This window comes from Roseivivax halotolerans, from assembly GCF_900115815.1.
In the GTDB taxonomy this organism is placed as follows: Bacteria; Pseudomonadota; Alphaproteobacteria; order Rhodobacterales; family Rhodobacteraceae; genus Roseivivax; species Roseivivax halotolerans.
On the sequence record NZ_FOXV01000022.1, the window covers coordinates 1 to 22,910 of the forward strand.

The 22,910-nt window shown below is 58.5% G+C and carries 23 protein-coding genes; 3 read left to right on the plus strand and 20 right to left on the minus strand.

The window, feature by feature from the left end:
* A partial coding sequence (locus BM171_RS19140) for a hypothetical protein (protein WP_217646758.1) occupies window positions 1-200 on the plus strand: 200 nt, incomplete at its 5' end.
* 21 nt (window positions 201-221) lie between these two features.
* Here the strand turns inward: BM171_RS19140 and BM171_RS17940 are convergent.
* The 11 genes from BM171_RS17940 to BM171_RS17990 all read right to left on the minus strand — a co-directional run bounded on the left by BM171_RS17940 (window position 222) and on the right by BM171_RS17990 (window position 10,646).
* Window positions 222-551 carry a helix-turn-helix domain-containing protein gene (locus BM171_RS17940; protein ID WP_093015815.1) on the minus strand — a complete coding sequence of 110 codons (330 nt, stop codon included), beginning with the start codon at window positions 549-551 and terminating at the stop codon, window positions 222-224.
* 317 nt (window positions 552-868) lie between these two features.
* The gene (locus BM171_RS17945) at window positions 869-1,324 is read right to left on the minus strand and encodes a MaoC/PaaZ C-terminal domain-containing protein (protein ID WP_093015818.1); all 456 of its coding nucleotides are present in this window, start codon (window positions 1,322-1,324) and stop codon (window positions 869-871) included.
* Window positions 1,321-2,880 (minus strand): AMP-binding protein, encoded by a 1,560-nt coding sequence (locus BM171_RS17950; protein ID WP_175497628.1) that lies wholly within the window; start codon window positions 2,878-2,880, stop codon window positions 1,321-1,323. The genes BM171_RS17945 and BM171_RS17950 overlap by 4 nt, the downstream gene beginning before the upstream one ends.
* Window positions 2,881-2,891: 11 nt before the next feature.
* Window positions 2,892-3,602: an ABC transporter ATP-binding protein gene (locus BM171_RS17955; RefSeq protein ID WP_093015824.1), complete on the minus strand. Its 711-nt coding sequence runs from the start codon at window positions 3,600-3,602 to the stop codon at window positions 2,892-2,894.
* Window positions 3,599-4,363 (minus strand): ABC transporter ATP-binding protein, encoded by a 765-nt coding sequence (locus tag BM171_RS17960; protein ID WP_093015827.1) that lies wholly within the window; start codon window positions 4,361-4,363, stop codon window positions 3,599-3,601. Before BM171_RS17960 ends, BM171_RS17955 begins: the two co-directional genes overlap by 4 nt.
* Window positions 4,360-5,235 carry a branched-chain amino acid ABC transporter permease gene (locus BM171_RS17965; RefSeq protein ID WP_093015830.1) on the minus strand — a complete coding sequence of 292 codons (876 nt, stop codon included), beginning with the start codon at window positions 5,233-5,235 and terminating at the stop codon, window positions 4,360-4,362. The genes BM171_RS17960 and BM171_RS17965 overlap by 4 nt, the downstream gene beginning before the upstream one ends.
* Window positions 5,236-5,251: 16 nt before the next feature.
* A complete protein-coding gene (locus tag BM171_RS17970; RefSeq protein ID WP_093015833.1) occupies window positions 5,252-6,121 on the minus strand; it encodes a branched-chain amino acid ABC transporter permease in 870 nt (289 codons plus the stop codon).
* A 13-nt stretch (window positions 6,122-6,134) separates the two neighbouring features.
* Window positions 6,135-7,256: an ABC transporter substrate-binding protein gene (locus tag BM171_RS17975; RefSeq protein WP_093015836.1), complete on the minus strand. Its 1,122-nt coding sequence runs from the start codon at window positions 7,254-7,256 to the stop codon at window positions 6,135-6,137.
* Between the two features lie 566 nt (window positions 7,257-7,822).
* Window positions 7,823-8,296 (minus strand): transposase, encoded by a 474-nt coding sequence (locus BM171_RS17980; RefSeq protein WP_245760336.1) that lies wholly within the window; start codon window positions 8,294-8,296, stop codon window positions 7,823-7,825.
* Window positions 8,297-9,014: 718 nt separating this feature from the next.
* Window positions 9,015-9,215 (minus strand): YeeE/YedE thiosulfate transporter family protein, encoded by a 201-nt coding sequence (locus BM171_RS19295; protein WP_425438964.1) that lies wholly within the window; start codon window positions 9,213-9,215, stop codon window positions 9,015-9,017.
* A gap of 123 nt (window positions 9,216-9,338) precedes the next feature.
* Entirely contained in the window at window positions 9,339-10,646 is a 1,308-nt protein-coding gene (locus tag BM171_RS17990) for an MFS transporter (protein WP_093015839.1), read from the minus strand.
* A gap of 937 nt (window positions 10,647-11,583) precedes the next feature.
* Here BM171_RS17990 and BM171_RS18000 point away from each other — a divergent pair.
* Window positions 11,584-11,871, plus strand: coding sequence for a hypothetical protein (locus BM171_RS18000; RefSeq protein WP_093015845.1), 288 nt, complete (start codon window positions 11,584-11,586; stop codon window positions 11,869-11,871).
* 694 nt (window positions 11,872-12,565) lie between these two features.
* Here BM171_RS18000 and BM171_RS18010 read toward each other — a convergent pair.
* The 9 genes from BM171_RS18010 to BM171_RS18050 all read right to left on the minus strand — a co-directional run bounded on the left by BM171_RS18010 (window position 12,566) and on the right by BM171_RS18050 (window position 21,343).
* A complete protein-coding gene (locus tag BM171_RS18010; protein WP_093015851.1) occupies window positions 12,566-13,156 on the minus strand; it encodes an ANTAR domain-containing response regulator in 591 nt (196 codons plus the stop codon).
* On the minus strand, window positions 13,149-14,333 hold the full coding sequence (locus BM171_RS18015) for a transporter substrate-binding domain-containing protein (protein WP_281244608.1): 1,185 nt from the start codon (window positions 14,331-14,333) through the stop codon (window positions 13,149-13,151). The genes BM171_RS18010 and BM171_RS18015 overlap by 8 nt, the downstream gene beginning before the upstream one ends.
* Entirely contained in the window at window positions 14,330-15,454 is a 1,125-nt protein-coding gene (locus tag BM171_RS18020; protein ID WP_093015872.1) for an AAA family ATPase, read from the minus strand. Before BM171_RS18020 ends, BM171_RS18015 begins: the two co-directional genes overlap by 4 nt.
* A gap of 70 nt (window positions 15,455-15,524) precedes the next feature.
* Window positions 15,525-16,568 (minus strand): aliphatic amidase, encoded by a 1,044-nt coding sequence (locus BM171_RS18025; RefSeq protein ID WP_093015857.1) that lies wholly within the window; start codon window positions 16,566-16,568, stop codon window positions 15,525-15,527.
* A gap of 35 nt (window positions 16,569-16,603) precedes the next feature.
* Window positions 16,604-17,305, minus strand: a complete 702-nt coding sequence (gene urtE / locus BM171_RS18030) for an urea ABC transporter ATP-binding subunit UrtE (RefSeq protein ID WP_093015860.1) — start codon at window positions 17,303-17,305, stop codon at window positions 16,604-16,606.
* A gap of 2 nt (window positions 17,306-17,307) precedes the next feature.
* Window positions 17,308-18,036, minus strand: coding sequence for an urea ABC transporter ATP-binding protein UrtD (gene urtD, locus BM171_RS18035; protein ID WP_139218750.1), 729 nt, complete (start codon window positions 18,034-18,036; stop codon window positions 17,308-17,310).
* A 2-nt stretch (window positions 18,037-18,038) separates the two neighbouring features.
* Complete coding sequence (gene urtC, locus BM171_RS18040) at window positions 18,039-19,142, minus strand: urea ABC transporter permease subunit UrtC (RefSeq protein WP_093015863.1); 1,104 nt, start codon at window positions 19,140-19,142, stop codon at window positions 18,039-18,041.
* 10 nt (window positions 19,143-19,152) lie between these two features.
* Window positions 19,153-20,022, minus strand: a complete 870-nt coding sequence (gene urtB, locus BM171_RS18045; RefSeq protein WP_093015866.1) for an urea ABC transporter permease subunit UrtB — start codon at window positions 20,020-20,022, stop codon at window positions 19,153-19,155.
* 85 nt (window positions 20,023-20,107) lie between these two features.
* Complete coding sequence (locus BM171_RS18050; RefSeq protein WP_093015869.1) at window positions 20,108-21,343, minus strand: transporter substrate-binding domain-containing protein; 1,236 nt, start codon at window positions 21,341-21,343, stop codon at window positions 20,108-20,110.
* Window positions 21,344-22,541: 1,198 nt separating this feature from the next.
* Here BM171_RS18050 and BM171_RS18055 point away from each other — a divergent pair.
* Window positions 22,542-22,853 (plus strand): class I SAM-dependent DNA methyltransferase, encoded by a 312-nt coding sequence (locus BM171_RS18055; RefSeq protein WP_245760339.1) that lies wholly within the window; start codon window positions 22,542-22,544, stop codon window positions 22,851-22,853.
* The last annotated feature ends 57 nt before the right edge of the window (window positions 22,854-22,910 follow it).

Sequence of the window (22,910 nt, forward strand, 5' to 3'; positions counted from 1 at the left end):
GCTATTTGGGGAGCGCGCGCGCCATGGCGCTCAGCACCCCGACACTGGCCTGGTTTTGCGCCGCCACGTGGCCGGTTATTACTCCGCCGTTGACAGCTCAGGCTAATTGCGCGCTGGATGTGGAGGTATTGAGACTTCCGTTCGATCTCGGCTGGCGATGCTCGGAGGTTTTTTTGTGCTCCACTACGGCGTCCTCGTGACCTCTCCGAAATGCAAACGTCTCAACAGAAATCCTTGAGCTGTTCGATCATTGGCGCGGGTCCTTTCACGTTGATCAGGATTTCGGGAAAGGCTGAGCCCGCGCCTGTGAGCGCATTCCAAGTCTCTGGCATGTATTCAGTCATCGCTGTGCGGATCAGTGTCTTCTCGTCAATGCCGAGCGCATGAGCGAGGGCAGGGGCCCGCTCAATTGGCAAGCGCATCTCGCCCGAGCGCAACATACTGATGACGTTTTGCCGAGGGAAGCCGACTTCTTCTGCTACCTCGCGTTGGGTTTTCCCTGAAGCGTCAAGAGCGTCTGCAATCAGGCGGGCGGTGGGGCTGTGGGTCATGTCGATCCTCTGCATCTGATGTGTCGATGCATTGATTGTATGAGGATCGGGTGGGTCCTTGATTTGTGGCGGGTTTTGAAATGCGCAGGTTGAGGGCGACAGGCGAAGAATATATGTATTCTTCCGGCGGAACGGGCTTCGATCCACGCCCTCGTGTTGGTGGTCTTGACCCCTGAAACTGTTCCGTTCTGACCGCGAATTTTCGGGCACACTTCGGAAGCGAGAGGAGTGCCCAGATGCCGAACCAACGCTTCGTCGAAAACCAATCGCTTTGGATGTCGAAGGTCGGGCGCCGCGGCTAGGGCAGAGGGCTCGATTTAGGAGACAGGCCTGACTCGCACCAACACGTCCGCGCGCCCGACATGGGCGGCGCGTCCGTGCTGGTTCACGAGTTCGAATTTGCGACCGATGCGCCCCGTATTGCCAGATTTGCCCAAGCTCTTGTCGATGATTTCGAGGCGCAGATGCAAAGTGTCGCCGATCAATACCGGCTCGACGAATTTCCAACCTTCGATATCGAGCAACGCCACCGCACTGTCCTCAAAGATGCCGAGCGTGTGCATCAATCCCAGGCCCAGCCCGATACCGAATGCGCCATGCATCAGTCTTTGGCCGAAGCGCGACTGACCGGCAAACTCGGAATCGTTGTGGATCGGATTCCAGTCACCAGTGAGCATCGAAAACATGGTGAGATCGGTTTCGGTCATCGTGCGGGCCTGGCTAGTGAAGACCTGCCCCGGCTCGAAATCGTCGTAATACATCGAACGGCTCATCGCGCGCCTCCGTCGCTGACGAGATCACGTGCCATCTCGGCCAACTTGCCCCTCTGGATCTTCGTGCCATTGGCACTGGCTGTGGTCGGAAAGGCGTCGAGAAAAAAGAAGCGATGAGGGATCTTGTAGTGGGCGAGCAGCGGCTCGGTGAATGCGCAGAGTGCGTCTTCATCGAGGCTGCTGTCATCTTCCGTAATCACGAAGGCGACCGGAAGCACTTTCCGCTGGATTTCGATCCCCACGACCTGCGCCTGTGCGACGCCAGGTGCCCGGGCGATCACCTCTTCGATCTCCGCGGGATCAGTTAGGAAGCCAGACAATCTGATGAACTCGCCGTTGCGGGCGAGATACACGAACGTGCCGTCTTCGCGCTCATAGACAAGGTCATTGCTGCGGAAATATCCGTCTTCGTCGATCGCCTTGGCTGTCGCCTCCACATTGCGGAAATAACCAGTAAAACTGGTCTCGGCACGAATCTCGAGCACTCCGACCTGGCCTTGGGAAAGTAGCTCGCCGCTCTCCGGATCGCGAACGCGCAGATCGCCTCTGCCGGCCATGCGTCCGCCGCCCATCATTCGATCTTCGAGTGGCAGGTCCAAAGGCTGGATCGCGAAGATCGCGTTGACTTCAGAAGCTCCGTAGACGCCCGCAAGCGGTAGCCCTGCCTCAGCCATGTCGCGCAACACGCCCATCAGACCGGGCGTGAAGGAGGCAAAGCCGCATAGGCGCGCATTTTCAAAAGCGGAAGCGTCTAGCTCCCATATCCGGCGATACATTTCGTCCGAGCCGAAGAAATGTGTCACTTTGCTTTTCTTTGCTGCATCGACCGCCTGCGTATCGCGGAACACGGACAATACGTGGATAGGTGCTCCGCCCGCGATCGCCGCAAGCGAGGGGTTCAATCCGAAGACGCCACAGAAGGGCAAGGCGGCAAGATAGGTGGCATCCGGAGCGTCAAATCCGAAGGTGGCCGCGCAATTCCGCGCGTGCTTTGAAAGAGTGCCCTGGCTGTGCTGCACCAGCTTGGGCTTGCTCGTAGTTCCGGAGGTCGTGAAGAGGAGAACCGGATCCGACGCTTGCGCATCCTGTGGTCCGACGGGTTCGACGCTTGCCAGATCGACGGTGGTGATATTCCTTCCCTGGATCGGCTCCTGAGCCTGAAAACTGGCGAGACATTCGAGATCGCCGAGCGCCGCCAAGTTTACCTCACCGAGGATCGCATGCACATCGCTGTGGGCCTCATCACCGCCGAAGATCAGAATACGCGCACCGGAATGGCCAAGCACATGATCGAGCTCGGCGGCTCGATACCGTGTATTGATCGCGACGATCATCGCCCCGATGCGCGCGGCACCGAACAACAGCGCCAGCCAGTCCGCACAATTGGGAAGCCAGAGAGCGATCCGGTCTCCACGCTCGATCCCCTGCGCGCGCAGCCATGCGGCTGCCTTGCCTGCGTGGGTCTTGAAGTCGGCCACAGACAGAACCGAACCATCAGGTGCCACAAGCATTCGTTCGTTGGACGCGCGAGCTTCAAGAAGCGCATCGAAGGTCACTCGCTCATCCATCAATACAGCTCGATCAGTCGCTTGTTATCTGCCAGTTCCTCTGGCTCTCCGGTCCAGGCAATCGCTCCAGACTTTACCACGAGGGCCCGATCCGAGATCTTGAGCGCTTCGCGCACGTTCTGTTCGACAAGCAGGATCGACAGGCCCTCCTCTTGCTGAAGCTTTCGAACGGGTGCAAGCAGGTCCTGAAAGAGCTTTGGCGCCAGCCCGATCGACGGCTCGTCCATCAGCAGAATGCGGGGTCGCGGCAGGAGTGCCCGGCCAATCGAAACCATCTGCTGCTGTCCGCCGGACAGCGTTGAGGCTGGCCGCTCCATGAACTCTCGGATCGCTGGCAAGATGCCAAGAACCCATTCAAGGCGTTCCGCCCGTTCAGCCTTCGGCACACCGACGGCATGCATGCCCAATGCAAAGATGTCCGAGACCGAAAGTGACGGGAAGACGCCACGACCCTCGGGCACCATCGCCACGCCTAGTTCGGCGATGTCGCGCGGGTTCAGCTTGGTGACGTCCTCGCCGTCGATGTGGACGGATCCTGCATCCGGCGAGATCAGGCCGAACATCGTCTTCAGCATCGTTGATTTGCCGGCGCCGTTGTGACCAATCACGCAGAGCACCTCGGACGGGTTGAGTGTCACGTTGATGTCCGAGATGACCGAGCGTCCGCCATACCCGGCTGCAAGACCGCGTGTTTCCAAAACCGGGGTCATGATTGGTCTCCGAAGTAGATCTTGGCCAACTCGGGATCGTTGAGGACCGTATCTGGTTCTGCATCCGCCAAGAGGCGACCACGATCAAGGAACGCGATACGATCGGAGATCCCGATGACGATATCGAGGTTGTGCTCGATGATACAAATCGTGGTTCCGGCCTCCCGATCGTCCCGCAGGATCTTGAGAAAGCGCTCATAGGAATTTGGATCGAGGCCCGACGCAGGCTCATCGAGCAGCCAGAGGCGCGCCTCGGTGGCCATGATCCGGGCCATCGACAGAAACTTGCGTTCTGCGTAAGCCAGATCGAGCGCGCGAGTGTCACGCTTGTCGCTGAGGCCGGTGCGTTCCAGGACCTCTTCAATTCTCTCTTTGCGTCTGTGCCGGGCAGCCGACGACATGGGCATCGGCAACAACCCGTATTCCGTGGCGCTCATGATGTTGTCCCAGACGCTCATGCTGTCGAAGAGACGGAGGTCCTGGTAGGTGCGCATGATACCGCGCCGAGCGATGAGGTGGGGTTTGCCACCTGCAATGTCCTGACCGAGCCATTCCACTTCGCCGCTATCTCGGGCGAGGTTTCCGGTGATCAGATTGAACAAGGTTGTCTTTCCCGCGCCGTTCGGACCGACGAGCGTCGTGACGATCCCTGCGCGCAGATCGAGCGTCACGTCGTCCACGGCCTTCATGCCCCCAAAGCTCTTGTCGAGATTGCGGACCTGAAGGAGCGGCTCTCCATGTGCGATGGTCGTGCTGGTCATGTCCCGCTCCTGCGTCCAACGATCCCGCCTGGCCGGAAGATCATCAGAAGCGTCATGCCCAGCCCGTAGATGATTTGCTGCAAGGCTCCGATCTCGGTCTGCGGCAAGAAGCTGAGGTAAGAGATTGCCGAGGGCAGGATCAGCAACAACGCAGCCCCGACCAGCGGCCCAAGAAACGTGCCGGTTCCGCCAATGATCACCATCGCCATCAACAAGACCGATGTGTCGAGCATGAAGCTTTCCACGTTGATGAAGCTGATGAAGCTGGCATAGAGCGCGCCGGCCACTGCCGCTAGGGCCGCGGAAATCACCACGGCGACCGTCTTGATCAGCGGGACGTTCTTTCCAAAGCTCGCTGCCGCGCTTTCACTATCGCGGATCGCTCGGAGGTTTCGGCCGAAGCTCGAGCGCACGAGCGCAAGGGTAATTGCAATCACAATGAGCAGCGCGATCACTGAGACGATGGCGAATTCCCTTGGTTGGTAGATCTCTGCGCCGAACAGGTTCACCGGCGGGATGGCAAGAACGCCACCGATACCGCCTGTGAAGCTCTTCCATTCCGAAAAGACTGTGACGGCAATCACCTGAAGGCCAAGCGACGCGGCAACAAAATATTCGCCTCTCACCCTCAAGGCCGGAAGTGCCAGAACCAGCGACACGATTGCCGCAACCAGCATCGCCGCCGGGATTGTCACAAAGGTGGACGGCGTTACATTCAGCCCGACCCATGCCGACGTGTAGGCCCCCAGACCGAAGAACACGGCGTGAGCAAGAGAGTAAATCCCCGCATAGCCGATGATGAAGTTCAAAGAGACAGCGAGAATCCCGTAGATCGCGATGAGATTCAGAAGATTGAAGATATAGGCTTCCATGGAGCGTCCATTCTCCTCAGTGCGCTGTCGCTCGGCCCAGAAGACCGGAGGGACGAATGAGGATGAAAGCGAAGAGGATTGCGAAGGTGACAGCCTCGGTCCATTGCGAGGCAACGAAGAGCAGGGCCATGCTCTCGGCGAGGCCGAGAATGAGCCCGGCTAGGAGCGTTCCGTAGACCGACCCGATACCCCCGACGATCGAGGCTGCAAGCGAGATCAGCATCACATGATGTCCGATCGCCGGATTAAGGCCCGTCGTGGCTGAGGTGATGATCGCTGCGGGAACAACCAAAACGGAGCCGATCACGAAGACAATGGCACTGATCCGCTGCGGCGAGAGGCCGAAGATACGCACCAGTTCAGGATTGTCGCTCAGAGCGCGGAGCGCCATGCCCGTATGGGTATGTCGTAGGAACAGATGAAGCGCGCCGAGAAACACGATTGCGCAGGCGATTGCGACCCAGGCCAAGGGTGCGACGTAGAGGCCGGGCAGGATCTCCGAGCTCCGCGACAGCGACGTATTGACGGTGACGAAGCCGCGTCCGAACACCATGCCGAGCAGGTTCTGCACCGCGATACCGACCCCGAAGGAGGCGACGAAAACGGTGAAGAAAGAGCCCTCGTGCCGCTGAACCGGAACATAAACCAGCCAGTAGATCAGAAGGCCGAACGCGATGGCTCCCGCCGAAGCGCCGAGGATCGCGGGAACTGTTCCAAACCCCGCTTGGAATACGAAATAGAAGAAGTAAGCGGCAATGGCGAAGGTCGCGCCGTGGGCGAAGTGGAAGATTCTCGTCGATCCGAAGATCAACGAGAACCCCACCGCCGTCAGGGCGTAAAGCGCACCGGTCTGAAGACCGGTGACTGCAAGCTGAAGGGCAAGCATCTTTTTATACTACTCACTCGAAGGAGACGGAGCTGATCGTTGTCGTGGCGCCGCCTTCGATCCGCTTGACCTCGATCGGGAAGAGAAGCGTTCCGTTGTCCTGGAATGACACGGTGCCGCCCACCAGGTCGAAGCTCTCCATCTCGCGCCGTTTGGCAAGGAGCGTTTCGCCGGTGACTTCCGTGCCGTCGGCTTCGAGAGCTTCTGCAAGAATGCCGAAGAGCATTGTCGCGTTGTAGTAGTTCACGTTATACGCGGTCGGCTCTTGGTCGTATTTCTCGCGGAAACCCTCGACGAACCTTTGGGTCATCGGGTTGTCGCTTCCGAAATCGACAGACTGGCTGGTCACCAGCATGCCCTCGCTTTCGGGCAATTCCAAAGCGTCGTTCACTGTGTATCCGGAATAGGATGCGAACTGTGCGTCCACTCCGTTGTCGCGCAGTTGCTTGACGATCTGCACCTGCTGATTGCCGTAGCTGGCAATGTAGACGAGATCCGCATCGCTGGACCTGATCTGCGCGGCGATGCCAGAGAATTGCTGCGCCGTGGTTGGAACCGAATAGGAACCGACCAGCTCCCCGCCGACTTCCGGCAGAACTGCTTCCAGCTCGGCTTCCATGGCTTGCCCGAGCGGATCATCGACGTAGACGAGCGCAACATTCGGCAGGGCGAGCTCGCTCACCGCGTAAGGAACGAGAGCTCTGACCTCGAGGTTTGCGAGAGGAATGACGTTCCAGAAATACTCACCGAGCTCAGCGAGATCTGGTCCTACGCCGCCACCGTTCACGACGACGACCTGGTTGCGCTGCCCAAGGGTCGAGATGGCCTTGGACACGCCGGTGAATGCGGACAGCGTGTAGGGCACGCCAGTCACGTTCACCAGCTTGGTCATACCCACCATCGCGGGTTGGGGCAGGGCCTGGCTGTCTTCGTAGGCGATAGAGACAGTTCCTGAGACCATTCCGTCAGCGTTGATATGCTCAACCGCCAGATCCGCGCCCGCCATGAAGATCTCGCCGTAAATCGCATTTGCCCCCGAGAGCGGGAACAGAGCTCCAACGGTGTAATCCTCGGCCGACGCTGTCGTAGCCGCCAGGATCGAGGCTGTCAGGATGATTTTCGATTTCGCAAGCAAGTGCTTCCCCCCTAAATTTTCGAGCTCCGGCGAGGCCGGTCCCCTCGAGGCTATTCGTTCGCCGACCTCAGAGAGGCTCCTCCCGGCGATACGGTGTGTGCGTTTTCTTGGATAAACAGCATTCTGTCAAGAGAATGATGATTTATTGCGATTGTCGCACTGCTACGGCAAGCGGGTTTCGTCGGTTTAAGAAGCGCGAATAGAATCCAAGAAGCCTAGACGACTCGATGAGCAACACACCGCAATCGAGTTCATCAAATACACATGGACCGCCAGTCACCCGACGCCCTAGAATGATCCTTCCCCGCTGAAGTTCTCTAATCGCACTGGTCAAGGATTGTCTTTCAGGTCTGCGCCTTCGCCGGGTTCAGGGTTCTCTCCGCAGTCGATCGCTCTCGGGGTCGCTGCATGTTGGCGTCGGATGGTGGATCGGCCGAAGTGGCCCTCGCGGTCATCTTCGTTGCGTCTTGTCGAGGCGCCGCGTTTCAGAGGGCCGGCCTGATCCTGGCCACGCGTCCCGGCAGGACGCATTCGTGAAGTCGTCAGTCAGTCATGCTCTCTTGTTCTCATGCATCGACCTCGCTCCAGTGGAATGGGGTGTTTGTCTTCCACATGGCGTGGAGGATGACGGCAAGCTTGCGGGCAACGGTCACACGTGCCTTTTTGAAGCCTGACATCTTGGCCAGCTTCAGGCCCCATGCCTTCAGCGTTGAGAAACGCAGGTTGCGCGTCAGCAGGGTGGTGGCCGCCTCGTAGAGCTGCTTCTTGGTCAGCTGGTTGCCCTGCTTGGATATGCGACCGTTGCGACTGGTCTCGCCCGACTCGTAACGCCGGGGTGTCAGGCCGAGATAAGCCCCCACGCTCGATGAACGCCTGAAGCGCGAGGCATCGTCGAAGACAGAAGCAACCGACAAGGCCGTGATCACGTCCACGCCGGGCGCGGTCATGAACAGTCGCACCACCGGCGTTGCTCTGGCGATAGCAGACAAGCGCCGGTCGAGCACCTTGATCTGGTCAAGGATCGAGGCCCGCGCGTTCATCCCCTCTCGCGTAGGGATCTCGGCCGTTGCCCGTCGCGCCTGTGGGGCTCTAACCTTCCATCAAAAAGAGGGTGCAGCTCGTTGACGTAGAGGCAGGACTGCGCGTAGGGAGCGTGAAACAGAATGGCGTTTGACCGACATTCGTGGCTGGATTTTCCAGCGCATCGGATTCGGGGCGGCGCCTCGGCACGTTGAGGCTTCAATTCCTAGCGCGGCGCTTTGGTCTCAAGTGGACAAAGGAGCTATCAAGCCTGTGCCGCCCCGAGAAATCCGTCTACAGCAGCATCTCTTGCTCGAGGGCGCGCCTCACCGTCGAATGCTCGAGATCGCTTTGTATGGGTGTCTCTCGCGCCCTGTGAGCCATTTGAACGATGCTTCCCCATAGCGAAACAACATGCTGCCGCAAACTAAGCGCCCGGAGCATACACGAAGTCCTAGGTAAGGTCATTCTTGGCTATGGAGGGAAGGGCACTTCGGTCCGCACCTGGCGCGCAATCCTTGGAGTTTGGTCCGCTCCAACCTCTCTCTCTCGGTCGCACTTGAGAGACGTCGCCACAACACGATGATGCTGCACCTCCCCCACTGCTGCGGATCGTCGCCCGAGAAGCGAAAAGGCCGGTCCATCGATCAGGACGCGCAGGCCGAGATACCCGCCGAGCCAAATTGCCGCCAGCGTCACCGGCGCCGTCACTGTGGCAACGGAAAACGCCGAGAGGCCCTATCCTACGCTACATCCGAAGAACAGGACTGCCCCAACTCCCATCAACGCGGCGCCGCCAATCTGCCTTCTGAGCTCCCGGTGTTCGTCACGGGCTTCCCATTTGAAGACACCGCGGGTGGTGCTGCTCAGGAATGCTCCGACCAACACGCCGAGGACCGAGCCGACGCCGAAGCCTGGGCTGACCCCGCTCGACAGCATCGTGCCAATAGAGCAAAGGCCTGCTCTGCCGCCTAAAGCCTCCACCTCAGACCGGCTGAACGATCGGGCCGAAGAGGGCTTTGAAAAGACGCAATCGAAATGCCGCGGAAAGCTTATACCTGTCTATTTTATCCGATCACTGGCCATGTCTGTGGGACTATCCTGTTCAGCCTCTGCAGCCGCCTCTGCTTCAGCTTCGGCGTTCTCAAGCGACCAAGCACCCGCCGCTTCGACTGCGACCGGCGAGGCTGTGGGCACCACGCCGAGATAACTGTCTGTCTCGGAGGCGCTTGGCGCAGGACGCTGGGTCATCCGGAAAACGGCATAGAGCGCTATCAGAGCGAAGGTCGCGCCAAGCGACAGCCAGAAAGCGAATGGACTGCTGCGCTCCATTGCCCAACCGGTAATTATGGGTCCTAGAATGGCGCCGATCCCGAACGTTAGAACCAGTCCACCTGACGCGGCTGGCATGTCTTCGTTAGGCAAGGCATCGTTGGTGTAAGCCAGAAACAAGGCATAGAGAGGTGTAGTCACGCCGCCGGCGAGAAACGCAAAACCCATCAAAGCCCAAAGCTGGCTCCCGAACGCCCACGCTAGGCCGCAAGAGACCGCACCGAGCACGGATGCCCCAAAGATCAACAATCGACGGTCCATGCGATCCGACAACCAGCCGATTGGATATTGAAACAACAAGGCTCCGGCGAAGAGTGCGGCTACAAAAAGAGAGATCTGCGCCGCCGACATCCCGATCTCGGTGCCGAAAACTGCACCCATGCCGGACTGTGTTGCGTAGACTCCTCCCAGCAGAAAGATGCCGACCGTGCCCAAGGGAGAACCTCGGAAAAGCTCCCACAGCGGCATGGGTCGCGTCACGGCGGCGGCTGGAACTGGGGTCGCTGACAGCAGTATTGGCGCAAATGAGACAGAAACCAGGATCGATGCGCCGATGAATAGTGCGGAGCTCGCTGCGTCGCCTAGGTTCAAAAGCCCTTGGGCACCAATAATGCCAAGGGTTTGCGCGATCATGTAAGCTGCGAGGACCTGACCGCGTGTCTCGTTGGTCGAAGCATCGTTGAGCCAGCTTTCTGCCGTCACATAGATCCCGGACATGCAGAAGCCGATCATTATGCGCAGGAGCGTCCAGGACCACGGCTCGGTCAGAAGTGGAAATGCGATGAGCCCGGCTGACATGAAGCTGCCAAGAGCGGCAAAAACTCGAACATGCCCCACCCGGCGGATCATGACCGGGCTCTGGCGAGCACCTAACAAGAAACCGGCAAAGTATCCCGAGGTGACAACGGCGAGCTCGGTTGAAGAGAACCCCTCGATTCCGCCCCGGAGACCGATCAAGGTGAAATGCATCCCGTTGCCGAGCATGATCAGAACGATGCCGAGAAGGAGCGCCCAAACGCCGGTGACAACCTTGAGCATCACTTCTCCTTCTCTTCCAGAAAGCGGTTATAAAGCTTACGGAGCGGCTTGCGTTGCTCCTAATACGCTGATCAGGCGGTCACCATCGCGAAGATTGCGATCGCGGCGAATGCGACTGCGAGGAGTATCAGCGTGCGATCTGTTCCCATAGCAGCAAAAGTGCCTTTGGTGGCTTGCGAGTCAAGTTCACCGAAATTGCCCCTCGGTTGCGGCCTAGGATGCGGAAGCGGGCAAAAATTGAGCGGATCGAGACGGACCTGCGCGAGCGACATAAGCTGAGGTTGTCGGGATAGCTTCCCCATAAAGATTGTGTGGGGCCATCAACCGCACACGCACTCCAACTGTAAGTCGAGCACGTCAGGGATGAGGCCTGGCTCCGGACGTTTACACTCGCCCACGCTGCCCTCAAAAATCTCGAGACCTCCCCGCGCGCATCAGTTTCGCAGTTTCAGGAACCCCTACATGCGACTTTCCGTTGATTCTGTGACGTTAAGTCAATTTTTGGTCCCTCACTGATGCCCTCAACTGACACGAAGAAATCGTTCTGCGAGCTGATCCGCCAATGGCTAAGCAAACCTGAGCTTCTGCCATCCTCACTGGACAAGGTTGACTACTCCGACTTCTGCTTCTGGCTTTCGTTGGAAGACCACGTCAGCGAGCTGCATGATCTTCAGTGCAGGGTGGGAGATGGCAAGTTGCACCGCTGGTTCAGTGAAGAGGTTGCGAATAGGATTGGGAGTTAGAAACCTCAGATCGACTCGCTCACGACCTGATCGCACCCATGCCCATGAGGCTCTTAAACGCCAACCCCGGTAGTATCCCACAAGTCTGATACCAACCGCAGGTGCGACATTCTTTCCAATGCATAAATAATCTTTGCTGGATTCACTGCTTTGAGTTTATCGGGCTGCGATATTGCTTAAGAGGACGGCGAAGCATGGCGACGGTTGAGGGCATGGTGCGAATGCTGGTTCGCGAGTGGTTCCATGATCTTGAGGACTTCGCGATTGCGGACGTAGAAAAGCGGTTTACCGAAGATGACTATGCCGTATTCGAGCTCTGGGCCTATCTCGAGGGCAAGGATTTCCGACTGCGGGCCCTGGACCGGGCCGGTCATTTGCCAAAGCTGCGCGTGTGGTTCGCGGATGAAGCCAACAAGCTGCACGTCCTCAGGCATGGATGGGATGATGACCTCTCGGATGACGGCATGTCTGCAATCGCCTAGCTACTAGGCGAAGCGCGCGGGATCTATTGAGAGAACACACTCTGAGAAATCTGCGCACGGAGGCATCTCTGTCGTGCGGCACGCCCCCAGCCGGAGAAGGAAAAGATCACGCTGTATGAGCTTTCTGCACGCTCTGTGGGTAGTGTCCCAATGCTTGGTGTAGGAGGCCGCCAGCGTCACACCCGGCCGCGCGCTGCGCTACGCCAGGGGCTCCGCGCGCTGCGCTACGCCAGGGGCTCCGCGCGCGGCCTCCTACACCAAGCATTGGGACACTACCGTGTCTGGAAAGGCGGGCTGGGGGTTGTAAAGAGGATCCGAGCGCGCTGTGCGACGCTCCTGTGCGCTCTTTGGACGTTTCTCGGAGGCTCCGATATCTTCGATTTTGCGAGCAGTCTGACCCAGCCAGATGCCTCAAGTCCCTCCAGCAGCTTATTCCGCTCCATGTCGTATACCGCCATCAAACGCTCGAGCATGACGGCGTAAGTGCGCCGCTTCTTTGGACAGAGATCCTTGAATCGTTCGATCATGGGAGCCGGACCTTTTATGTTGCTCCGGATTTCGGAAAAGGTTGAGCCCGCGCTTTTGCGCGCATTTCCGGTCTCTGGCATATACTTCGTCGGCGGGTGCGGATCAGTTTCTGAACGCTGGACCGCTATGCCTGGTGCACTCGGGGTGACCACGCCACATACGTAATCTAAAGGTCCCGCAGAATAGTTTCCGCGTTGATGATCGACTGGGCGATCTCGGTTGTAGTGGTCCGCTTTGCCATCGCTTGTTTGCGTATGAGATCGTAGGCATCACGCTCCGTAATCCCACGATGACGCATCAGAATGAATTTGGCATCATTCACCTTCTGCACATTATCCAGCTTCTCGCGCAGCTTCGACAAGTCTTTCTCAAAACGGGCCTGCTCGGTTCTGAAGCGGCGAGCGACGATCATACTGCTCAAGACACCTGCGGCACGCACCGGCTTCATCAATACCGAATGTGCGCCGATCTCGAGGATCACATTCAACATGGACGGGTTCTCGTAACCAACGATCGCGATCACCGTGACCGGTCTGTCTTTTCGGTCGAGAAAGGTCTTCAGTTCGGCAGCGCTGTGATCGGTGACGTCGATGAATACGATATCGGACTTGTCAGGAAGCGACCGCGGCAGCGGCCAGACATGGTCAAAGCTGCATCCGATCCTGTTGACCTGCTGTAGCAATTCATCCGCGCTTCGCTCCCGCGGATGAACCAAAAGCACGTTCTGGTCGCGGAGGTCTCGGATCAGGTCATGCATTTCGCGAGCCGCTGGCCGCAACCTTGTCCGTTCGGAAACTCCAGTCGTGGATTGCCGGGAACACAAGGTATGGGTCGGGTTTCAAGGCGCGACGCACTTTAAGGTCGACGACGAACTCACCTTGCTCATCGACGATCGCGATACGCGACTGGAGATACGTGTGGTTGTTGTCGGGGTCGATCTTGATCTGGCCCTGCGGTGCGTCGAACGTCGCCCCCAGCAGCGCTTCACGTAGATTGTCCGTATCCATTTCACCGGTTTCTTCCAGCGCCTTCGCAAATAGATGGACCTGACTGTAGGTGGCCTCGCAACAGCTCGTCACGTCGCTGGTAGAACCGAATTTATCGCCATAGGCCTTGAGAAAGCGGCGGTTGGCAGGAGAGTTAACCGACCGAAAATAGGGTGCCGCGGTGATGTGGCCGACCGATGCCTCAGCCCCAATCGCGGCGATCTCGCCCTCATTGGTCGTCAGGCTCGCAATCGGACAGGTGCGTCCGTCGCCGCCGGCGGCATGATAGGCGCGGTAAAACTCGATGCAGGCTTGACCGACGACTGTGGAGAAGATCGCATCGGGACGCGCTTCCATGATTTCTTCGACGACATTCCGGAAATCGGATTCCCGAGCCTGCAAGTCGAAGTATCGTTCGCCCACGACTTCACCACCACCTTGACGCAGCACGTTCCGCATAACCCTGTTGGATTCATGAGGATAGATATAGTTCGATCCGACGAAGAAGATCCGGTGCCCGTAATTACCCATCAAATAGTTGGCCAAGGGAACGCTGTTCTGACTCGGGCACGCTCCGCCGTAGATCACATTTGGGGAATACTCAAAGCCTTCGTAAAGCGTCGGATAGAAGAACAGCGCGTTCCGTCTTTCAACGACCGGCAGAACTTCCTTGCGCGACGACGACATGTAGCAGCCGAATATCACGCTGACCTTGTCCTCCAGGATGAGCTTTTCAGCCAGCTCGCCATAGCGCGGCACAATTGAGCCGGGATCGTAGCTGATTGCTTCCAGTTTCCGACCAAGGACGCCGCCCCGGGAATTGATCTGATCTATCGCGAGGAGTGCACCATTGAGTTGCGACCGCTCGATGATGGACGTCACTCCGCTGGTGGAGAACAACAGTCCGATCTTCCAGGCTGCATTATCTGGCAATACTTCGGCCCTCACTCACTATAGTCAAAGCGGACAGTTCCGTCTCTCCGGTCCGCCAAAATGACCGAAAGCCCGCTATCCGACCGCACATCAGTGGGCGGTCGGCCGTCCAGCAGGAACCCTGCCAGCGGGAACTCCAGGTTCCTGCGGATCGACCGACGCAGACCGCGCGCGCCGAACTGTTTGTCGTATCCCTCGGCAGCGAGATAGTCCCGCAGCGCTCTACCGATGTCGAGAGCGAGTTCGTGTTTACGTAGTCGCCGATTGAGCCTCTCAATCTCGACATCGACCAATGCCGGCATCTTGTCTTTCGGGATCCAGTTGAACGTATCCACATGGTCTATGCGGTTCACCATCTCAGGCGGGAACCGATCCAGCAGGCACTTCATGACGACTTCATGTGCGTGCTCGCGGCGACTCTTTCCGGGCGACAGCAGACGCCGGACGAGGCCGCGCCGTGGATCGTCCAAGGCCATAAGTTCCCGAGCACCGAGATTCGAAGACATGAAGACGAGCGCATTTCTGAATGAATACGTCCGCTCCCCAGAGGCGACCGTCAGCAGCCCGTTGTCGAAGACATTCATGAGCGCAAGGACGACCCCGTTACTGGCCTTCTCGAGCTCGTCGAAGAGAACTATACCAGGCAGGCTGCGGCTCCCTTCTATCTTCTCCTGATCAAGGATCGTGGTGCCCTCTTTCGAGCCAACATAGCCGGGTGGAGCACCGGTAAGTGCAGCAGCATAATGCTCCTGAGATAGAGTATTCATGTCGATCCTGCAGAAAGCATCCGCGTCGCCATAGATCGCCCGGGCGAGAGTGCGCACGGTCTCTGTCTTGCCGACACCTGTTGGACCACAGAAAAGGATCGTCGCCAAAGGCTTACGCGGATCACCGATATCGGCACGCACGACCTTCAGGATCTCGAGCAGTTGTTCGAGGCTTTCGTCCTGCCCGATGATGGCTCCGCGCAATTCCGCTTCGACTTGGTCCAGGTCAAAAGTAAACCGGCTACGAAGTCCTGTCTCAGCTGAAGTGGAAGGCGTGATATCGGTCGATCGCGCGTTTTCATCGGCAAGTGCCGAGTCGAGCAGTTGCCTGCGTTCAGTCTCGTGAAGACGATCCGTCAAGAAGGGCATAGCTTTTCCGTATTGGTAGTTATTCGGGAACGGCGCGGGTAGCGCCGCTCCCATGGCTCGAGCCCGTTGCTCAGTCCGCTTCCTTTTCCTTGGCGCCGGTCGGAAGGCCGCCCACGGGACAGCAGGCGACGCCGACGGTCGTCCGGGTAAAGGACTCCACATGCTCACGCGTCTTTTCGGCGTCTTCGACCCAGTTGCGGTAGAATTCGAATGGGCATTCCGCCACACCCTTGTCCCCGTCACCCGAGGCATGGATCCCGGTATAGCCACGATGCAGCAGCTTGAAGAGGTGGTTCTGCGATTGGTCATTGGCGCGGGCATCGCGGATCTCAGGGATTGAGAGCTGCGCATACTGAATGCCCATCTCCTCCTCGCCGCACTCGCCAAGGGTGCGACCGTCGAAGCCAATGATCGCCGAATGCCCGAAATAGGAGTAGACGCCGTCGAACCCGGCAGCGTTCGACACCGCGACGTAAGTGTTGTTCGCCCATGCCATCGCCTTGGCCATAATGACCTGCTGGTCCTTTGCCGGATACATGTAGCCCTGGCAGCGGACGATGAGCTCGGCGCCCTTCATGGCGCAGTCGCGCCAGATCTCGGGATAGTTGCCGTCATCGCAGATGATGAGGCTGACCTTAAGCCCCTTCGGACCTTCGCAAACATACGTGCTGTCGCCAGGATACCAGCCCTCGATCGGATTCCATGGCAGCACCTTGCGGTATTTTTGCACAATCTCACCCTTGTTGTTCATGAGGATGAGCGTGTTGTAGGGCGTCTTTTTCGGGTGCTCCTCGTGGCGCTCGCCGGTGATCGAGAAGACGCCCCAGGTATTGGCCTTGCGGCACGCGGCGGCGAAAATTTCGGTTTCTTCACCGGGGATCGTGGCCGCAGTCTCCATCATCTCGTCGGGGTCATACATGATCCCCTGAGTGCTGTATTCGGGGAAGATCACCAGGTCCATACCAGGCAGGCCGCGCTTCATGCCAACGAGCATGTCCGCGATCTTCTGCGCGTTTTCTAGAACCTCGGCCTTGGTATGAAGCCGCGGCATCTTGTAGTTGACGACCGCGACGCCGACAGTGTTGTCGCTGCTGGAAATGTCACCATGTCTCATGTGTCTTCCTTTCTTTGCTGACTGATGGCCTGCCTTCAGAAGGTCAGGTGTTTCTCCACGACGGAGTCGGTGAGATCCTTGCTGTGCCCGCTCACGACCACGCGGCCTTTGTCGAGCACCATGAAGCGGTCGCAGGCGCGCCGCGCGAACGGCACGTTCTGCTCGACGAGAATTATTCCGAGACCGCGTTCCCGGTTTAGGCGGATGATCGCCTCCTCGATCTGTTTGACGATGTTGGGCTGGATGCCCTCGGTCGGTTCGTCGAGGATGAGAATCTTCGGGTCCATCGCGAGCGCACGAGCGATTGCAAGCTGTTGCTGCTGCCCGCCCGAGAGGTCTCCGCCCTTGCGACCGATGAATTCTCGAAGGATCGGAAACATCTCGAAAAGGTATTCCGGGATCTCACGACGACCGTCGACGCGGGCGAAGGTGCCCATGAGGATGTTCTCGCGCACAGTGAAGCCTGGGATGATCTCGCGGCCCTGCGGAATATAGGCGATACCGAGTTTGGCGCGCTGAGACGTGGAGAGGCTGAGCAGGTTGCTTTCCCCGAAAACGAGTCCGCCGGTGCATCCATCGGTCAGCCCCATGAGAGATTTGAGCAGCGTCGTTTTTCCTACGCCGTTTCGCCCAAGGAGGGCGAGAAACTCTCCTGGCTCCAGATCAAAAGAAACGCCCTGGATGACCGGGCTTTTCCCGTAGAAGGAGTGGAGCTCCTGTGCTCGCATGGTTTCCATGGTCAATGTCCCAGATAAGCTGTCTTAACGTCTTCGTTCGCCTCGATTTCTGTGATCGAGCCTTCGGCGAGCAACGCACCGCGGTTCATCACGATGATCCGATCGGCGACGGTGCGAACGAAGGACATGTCGTGCTCGACGACGATGAGCGTGTGGCTCTTGCTGAGCGTGCGGAAAATCTCGGCGGTGCGCGCGGTTTCCTGGATCGTCATGCCGGCAGTCGGTTCGTCCATGAGGATCAGCCGACTGTCCTGAGCAATCAGCATGGCGATCTCGAGCCACTGCGTCTCACCATGTGAGAGATTTCCGGCCACCACGTCCGCACGCTTCTCCAGGCCGACCTTCTCCAGGATCGGCTCAAACCGGTCGCGACCTGAGTGTGAAAGGCGCGTCAAAGCGTGCCAGATGCCTGGCTTGCGTGATTGCGCGACGGCCAGGTTCTCGGCGACGGTCAGTTCCTTGTAGACCGACGGAACCTGAAACTTTCGCCCAACGCCGCGACGCGCTCGCTCGAACTCGAACATCCGCGAGATTTCGACATCCTCAAAGCGAACAGAACCGCCGGTGGGCTGCGTCTTGCCGCAGATCAGGTCGAGCGTCGTAGACTTGCCCGCGCCATTCGGCCCAAGCAGGCAGAGAATCTCGCCCTTCTTCACGCCAAAGGTGAGCCCGTCCACAGCACGTAGGCCGCCAAAATCCACACGTAGATCGGTTACTTGTAGGTGGCTCATCGTCAAAGCTCCTGTCCGGTCTTGGCGGTTTGGGTGGGGGCACTTCGGTTGCCACGCCGTTTTCCCGCGCCGCGACGAAACAGGTTGGTCAGGTCGCCGAGCAGCCCGTGCAGTCCCCGCGGCATGAACATGACGACAAGCACGAAGGTGACGCCCAGCATCAGGTTCCAGCCTTCGACGTAGATGTCGGACAGCTTTCCCTCGAGAAGGTTCACAAGGATTGCGCCGACGGCCGCAGCGAGCACCGAGTCTCGTCCGCCGACGGCGCACCAGATGACGATGGCGAGGCTGAAGGACACGCTCATGTAGGTCGGCGAAGCGAACTCCAGAACGAGCGTGTAGAGCATCCCCGCCCATCCCGCTAAGGCAGCCGAGATACAAAAGATCGCCGTTTGATAGTTCGCCACGTTGTAGCCGAAAAAACGCGTGCGGTCGGCGTCCTCGCGGATTGCACGAAGGATCAGACCGAACTTGCTGTGCGTGATGTAAAGGCCGAGCGTAATGGCGAGCATCAGGCAGCCAGCTGCAAGGTAATAGAAGCTCAGACTGTATGTATCAACGCTCCAGCCCGGCAGTTCGAGCGGTGCGAGACCGGTCAGGCCGTTCTGTCCTCCCGTAATGCCCTGCTGCTCTATTACCACCAGCTGAAAAGCGACCAAGAAGGCGAGCGTGATAATGGCGACGAACACGCCAGCGATACGCGCCCGAAACATAAAGATTGCGATCAGCCCGCCGATGAAGGCCGGGACGAGCAAACCGGCTATGAGCGTAAAGGCGAGTGAGTGGAACGGCACCCAAATGAGCGGCAGCTCGGAAACGTTATTCCAGCCCATGAAGTCTGGCAGGGCATCGCCACTTGCCTTGAGCTTCAGGTGCATCGCCATGGCATAGGAGCCCATGCCGAAGGTCGCTGCCTGCCCAAGATTTAGCAGCCCGGCACCACCCCACGAGAGCGCCAGAGCCAGCGCGACGATCGCCAAAGCGAGATAACGCGCAAATGTGTTGAGTTCGAACGCATCGAAGCCCATCAACGCCGGGACACCGAGAACGATCACCACCGCAAAGAGTGCGAGACCCGCAAGGTCATAGAATAATCTAGTTGTCATCGTATCCTCCTCAATGGCGCGTTTTGGCGGGGAAGAGACCGCGCGGGCGGAAACGGATCAAAACGATGATCCCGGCGAGCACCGCAATGCGGCCGAGCGTGTCGTTCAGAAGCATCGAGAAGAGCGCAGTCGCCTCTCCGATAAGCACTGCCGCACTGGCAGCGCCCAGCAGGCTGCCAAGGCCGCCGACGATCACCACGAGGAAAGCATCCACCACGAGTCCTGTCCCCATTGTCGGGATCGTGCTGAAGAGTGGCGTGATAAGCGCGCCAGCAATGCCCGCCAGTCCCGCGCCATAGGCAAAAGTAAGCGAGAAGACCTTGTTCGCCTCAATGCCGTAACACTCCGATATTCCTCGGTTCTGAATCACGGCGCGGAGCCGCATCCCGAATTCTGTCCGGGTCATCAGCACCCAGGTCGCAGCGAGGACCGCAATTGAGAAGGCGATCACGAACAGCCGATAATTTGACATGATCAGGCCGCCGAACTGAGTGTTGCCGCTCAGCAAGTCAGGGCCTTTCACAAAGCGGGACTCGGCGCCAACCGAAAGGCGCACGACCTGCTGAAGAATGATCCCAATGCCCCATGTTGCGAGGATCGTGTCGAGTGGCCTGTGGTAGAGTCGCTGGACAATGACCTTTTCAATGATCCAGCCGACCAGGGCCACGGCGACGAAGACGATTGGAAGCGCCAGGATGATGTTAATTCCTGCGAAGGTCTGCAACGCCCAGGTCGCGTATGCACCCAGCATGACGAATTCGCCGTGAGCCAGATTGATGACACCCATCGCGCCGTAGATGATCGCCAGTCCGAGCGCGATCATCAGCAGGATCGAGGCCATGCTGAGACCTGCGAAAAGCTGGTTCAGTATCACGTCCACCGGAATACCCTCTCCGTTGGCCCGGCTCCTGTTTCAGAGCCGGGCGTTACGTTTTGATTGGTTGCTGAATGGTTGCTGTCTGCGCTCAGCCTTGGACGAGGCCCTGCCCGGTGCAGCGCTGGCCTTCGTAGGCCGCATAGGGAAGCGGCGCGATGCGGCTCTCCGATTGCACGACCACCTCTGCCTGACCGTTGGTCTGCCACTGGCCAATCTTGGGCCAAAGATGGGTGTGCAGGTTCTCGTCTATCAGCACTTCGCCTTGGGGCGCGTTCAGCGTCATGCCGATCGCGGCATCACGGATGGCCTCAGGTGTGATATTCTCCGGATCAAGCTTCTCGAGCGCGGCCTTGAACTGGTAGACTTGGAAATACGCGGCTTCGCTAACGAAGTGGGTGACCTGATCGCCACCGTATCGCGACTTGTAGGCCTCCACGAAACGCTCGTTTTCAGGCGTCTGAGTTCCCATGAAATAGGGCGCCGAGGAGAAGTGCCCGGCTGCCGCCTCGCCGCCGATCGCTTTCACTTCGACCTCCGAACGCGTGAGGCTGATGACCGGCATCTTTGCGGGATCAAGTTCGGCAGCGTGATACTGTCGGGCGAATGCCACATCACTGTCGCCGACGACGGTCGCGAAGATGACGTTCGGCTCCTCGGAGCGGATACGGTTAATGACCGAGCTGAAGTCAGAGTGACCCATAGGCACGTATTCCTCGTGGACCACCTCGCCGCCGTGCTTCTCGAGAAGCGTCTTGCAGTAGTTATTCTCTTCTTTCGGATAGACGTAGTTGTTGCCGATCATGTAGAAGCGTGGGCCGAAATTCTCGATCGCCCAAGCGATGAGTTCATCCTGCTGCTGGTTCGGCACTGCGCCACCATACATGACGTTGCGCGAGCACTCGCGGCCTTCATAGAGAGTAGGATACCAGTAAAGGTTGTTGCGCTGCTCGGTGACCGGAAGCACAGCCTGACGGCTGGCTGAGGTGTAAGAGCCGAAGACACTCACGCAGTCGTCCCGGATCATCAACCGGCGGGCGCGGTCGGCATAGGTCGCGGGATCGGACGCCGGATCCTCGATGATTGGACGAAGCATGCGTCCGTGAACGCCGCCTGACGCATTGATTTCCTCGATCGCCATGAGTGCCGCGTCATGCAGGGTGCTTTCCACCACCGCGACGGCACCAGTCAACGAGAACAGAAGACCGACAGGAATATCGGTGCCTTGTGCAAAGACGCTGCGGGTCGTTGTCAACAGCGCAGGAGCCGAGAGCAGCCCGGCCGTTCCTATCGCGCCTACACCGCCCAGAAAATCACGACGTTTCATCAATCATCCTCCTCCCTTGGTTTCGAACAGCAGTTCGATTTGGCAATAAAAAAAGGCCCTTCAACGCGGCATGGTCACCGCAGTTGAAGAGCCCTATTGCTCTTTGATTCTAGACTCGCATTTGAGCCTGACAACAATCGTTAAGCTCGGCGCAGATTTTTGCAAGAAAATTTTGTTGAGCGTGTCTAGATGCTTACCTTCAATCGCGCAAGTCGCACCTAACGAGAACATGTTAGGGTCAGCGTATTGGAAGCTAAAGGCATCAGCTTCGCCGGCCCCGTCGCAACAGTCACAAGAGGCCGATCAAGTGCTCGACCACAGCTTTAGTCTTAAGGCTAGTTTCAGGGTGCACGAGCAGGCGATTTGTTCGAGTTTCTTTACGGTCTTGTCTCGGAAGAGGGCAACGACAGGCGGGCTTCAGTGCCTTCCGCCAATGCGTCTTGGAACCCGTCTATTAGGCGGGATTATTGGCTGAGGTGTCCGAGCCAAGACAGCGTCTCCAAGATCGACACTACGTAAAGACACCGTTGTGGCGCGTTGCGCTCGCGCTCGACGCCGATGACGCACTGCTGCCTCCACAGGTGCACTGATATCGAAAGTTCCCTCAAGCACTGCTAAAAACTCGTTCGCGCACGGTGGGGGATGAGCGCGACGAACGCCTCAGAGCACAGTGCAGCTTGCTCGGTGCCGCTGAACGGGACGGGAAGGTGTCAAAAAGGGACGCAGCGCTGCAAGCAAGACGTCCTAGATCCCTATGAGTTTGACTTACGGGGCACTTCTTTTTCGTATCAGCGGCTGCGACGAACCCTTGGAGTTTTCGTTGAGAGGTCTCGGCCAGTATTAAGCAGGGCGGAGGTTACCAGCTTTGTGACGCAGGTTTTCGAAGCAGCGGTTCAGTTTTTTGCGTCTTGTGGTATCAATCTTTAATGCCAGCTTTGCCGCTCTAAGCACGTATGCGCAGACCCTACAATCAAGCGCATGACAGAGGGAGCTGAGGCGTCGCCCGCCGCGTGTGTCGCTATTGTCGCTGCAAACCGACCGAAGGACCGAACGAATGACCTCCGATCCCTCAAAGCCTGGGCAAGCATTCGACCTCAAGACCGGAACAACGGATCCTCGGGCAGTGTCTGACTACTACGACGACTGGGCGTCGACTTAAGATGAGACGCTTAGATCCTGGAACTACCAAGCGCCCTCCATCGCCGCTGAAAAGCTATCCCGGCACCTTGAAGACGGGAGCGCCGTCTTCGATGTCGGTTGCGGCACCGGCCTCTTCGGGCAAGCCTTGGCTCGCCATGGCGCATTTCGGATTGTTGGTCTCGATATCTCAGCGGAGAGCTTGAGCCACGCGCATACTCGCGGTGTCTACGATCAGCTAATCAAGCATGACCTTCAGAAGCTTCCCTTGCCCCTAGGAGAAAACTCCATGAATGCGGCTGCCTCGATCGGCGTGCTGACATACATCGAGAGTGTGGTCTGCCCCCACCGAGTGGTCCAGTTAGTTTGTTAGTGCATGGTCGGCCTCTGGTCTATCGGCACGATGCTCTCTGGCGCTGGTGGACGGTAT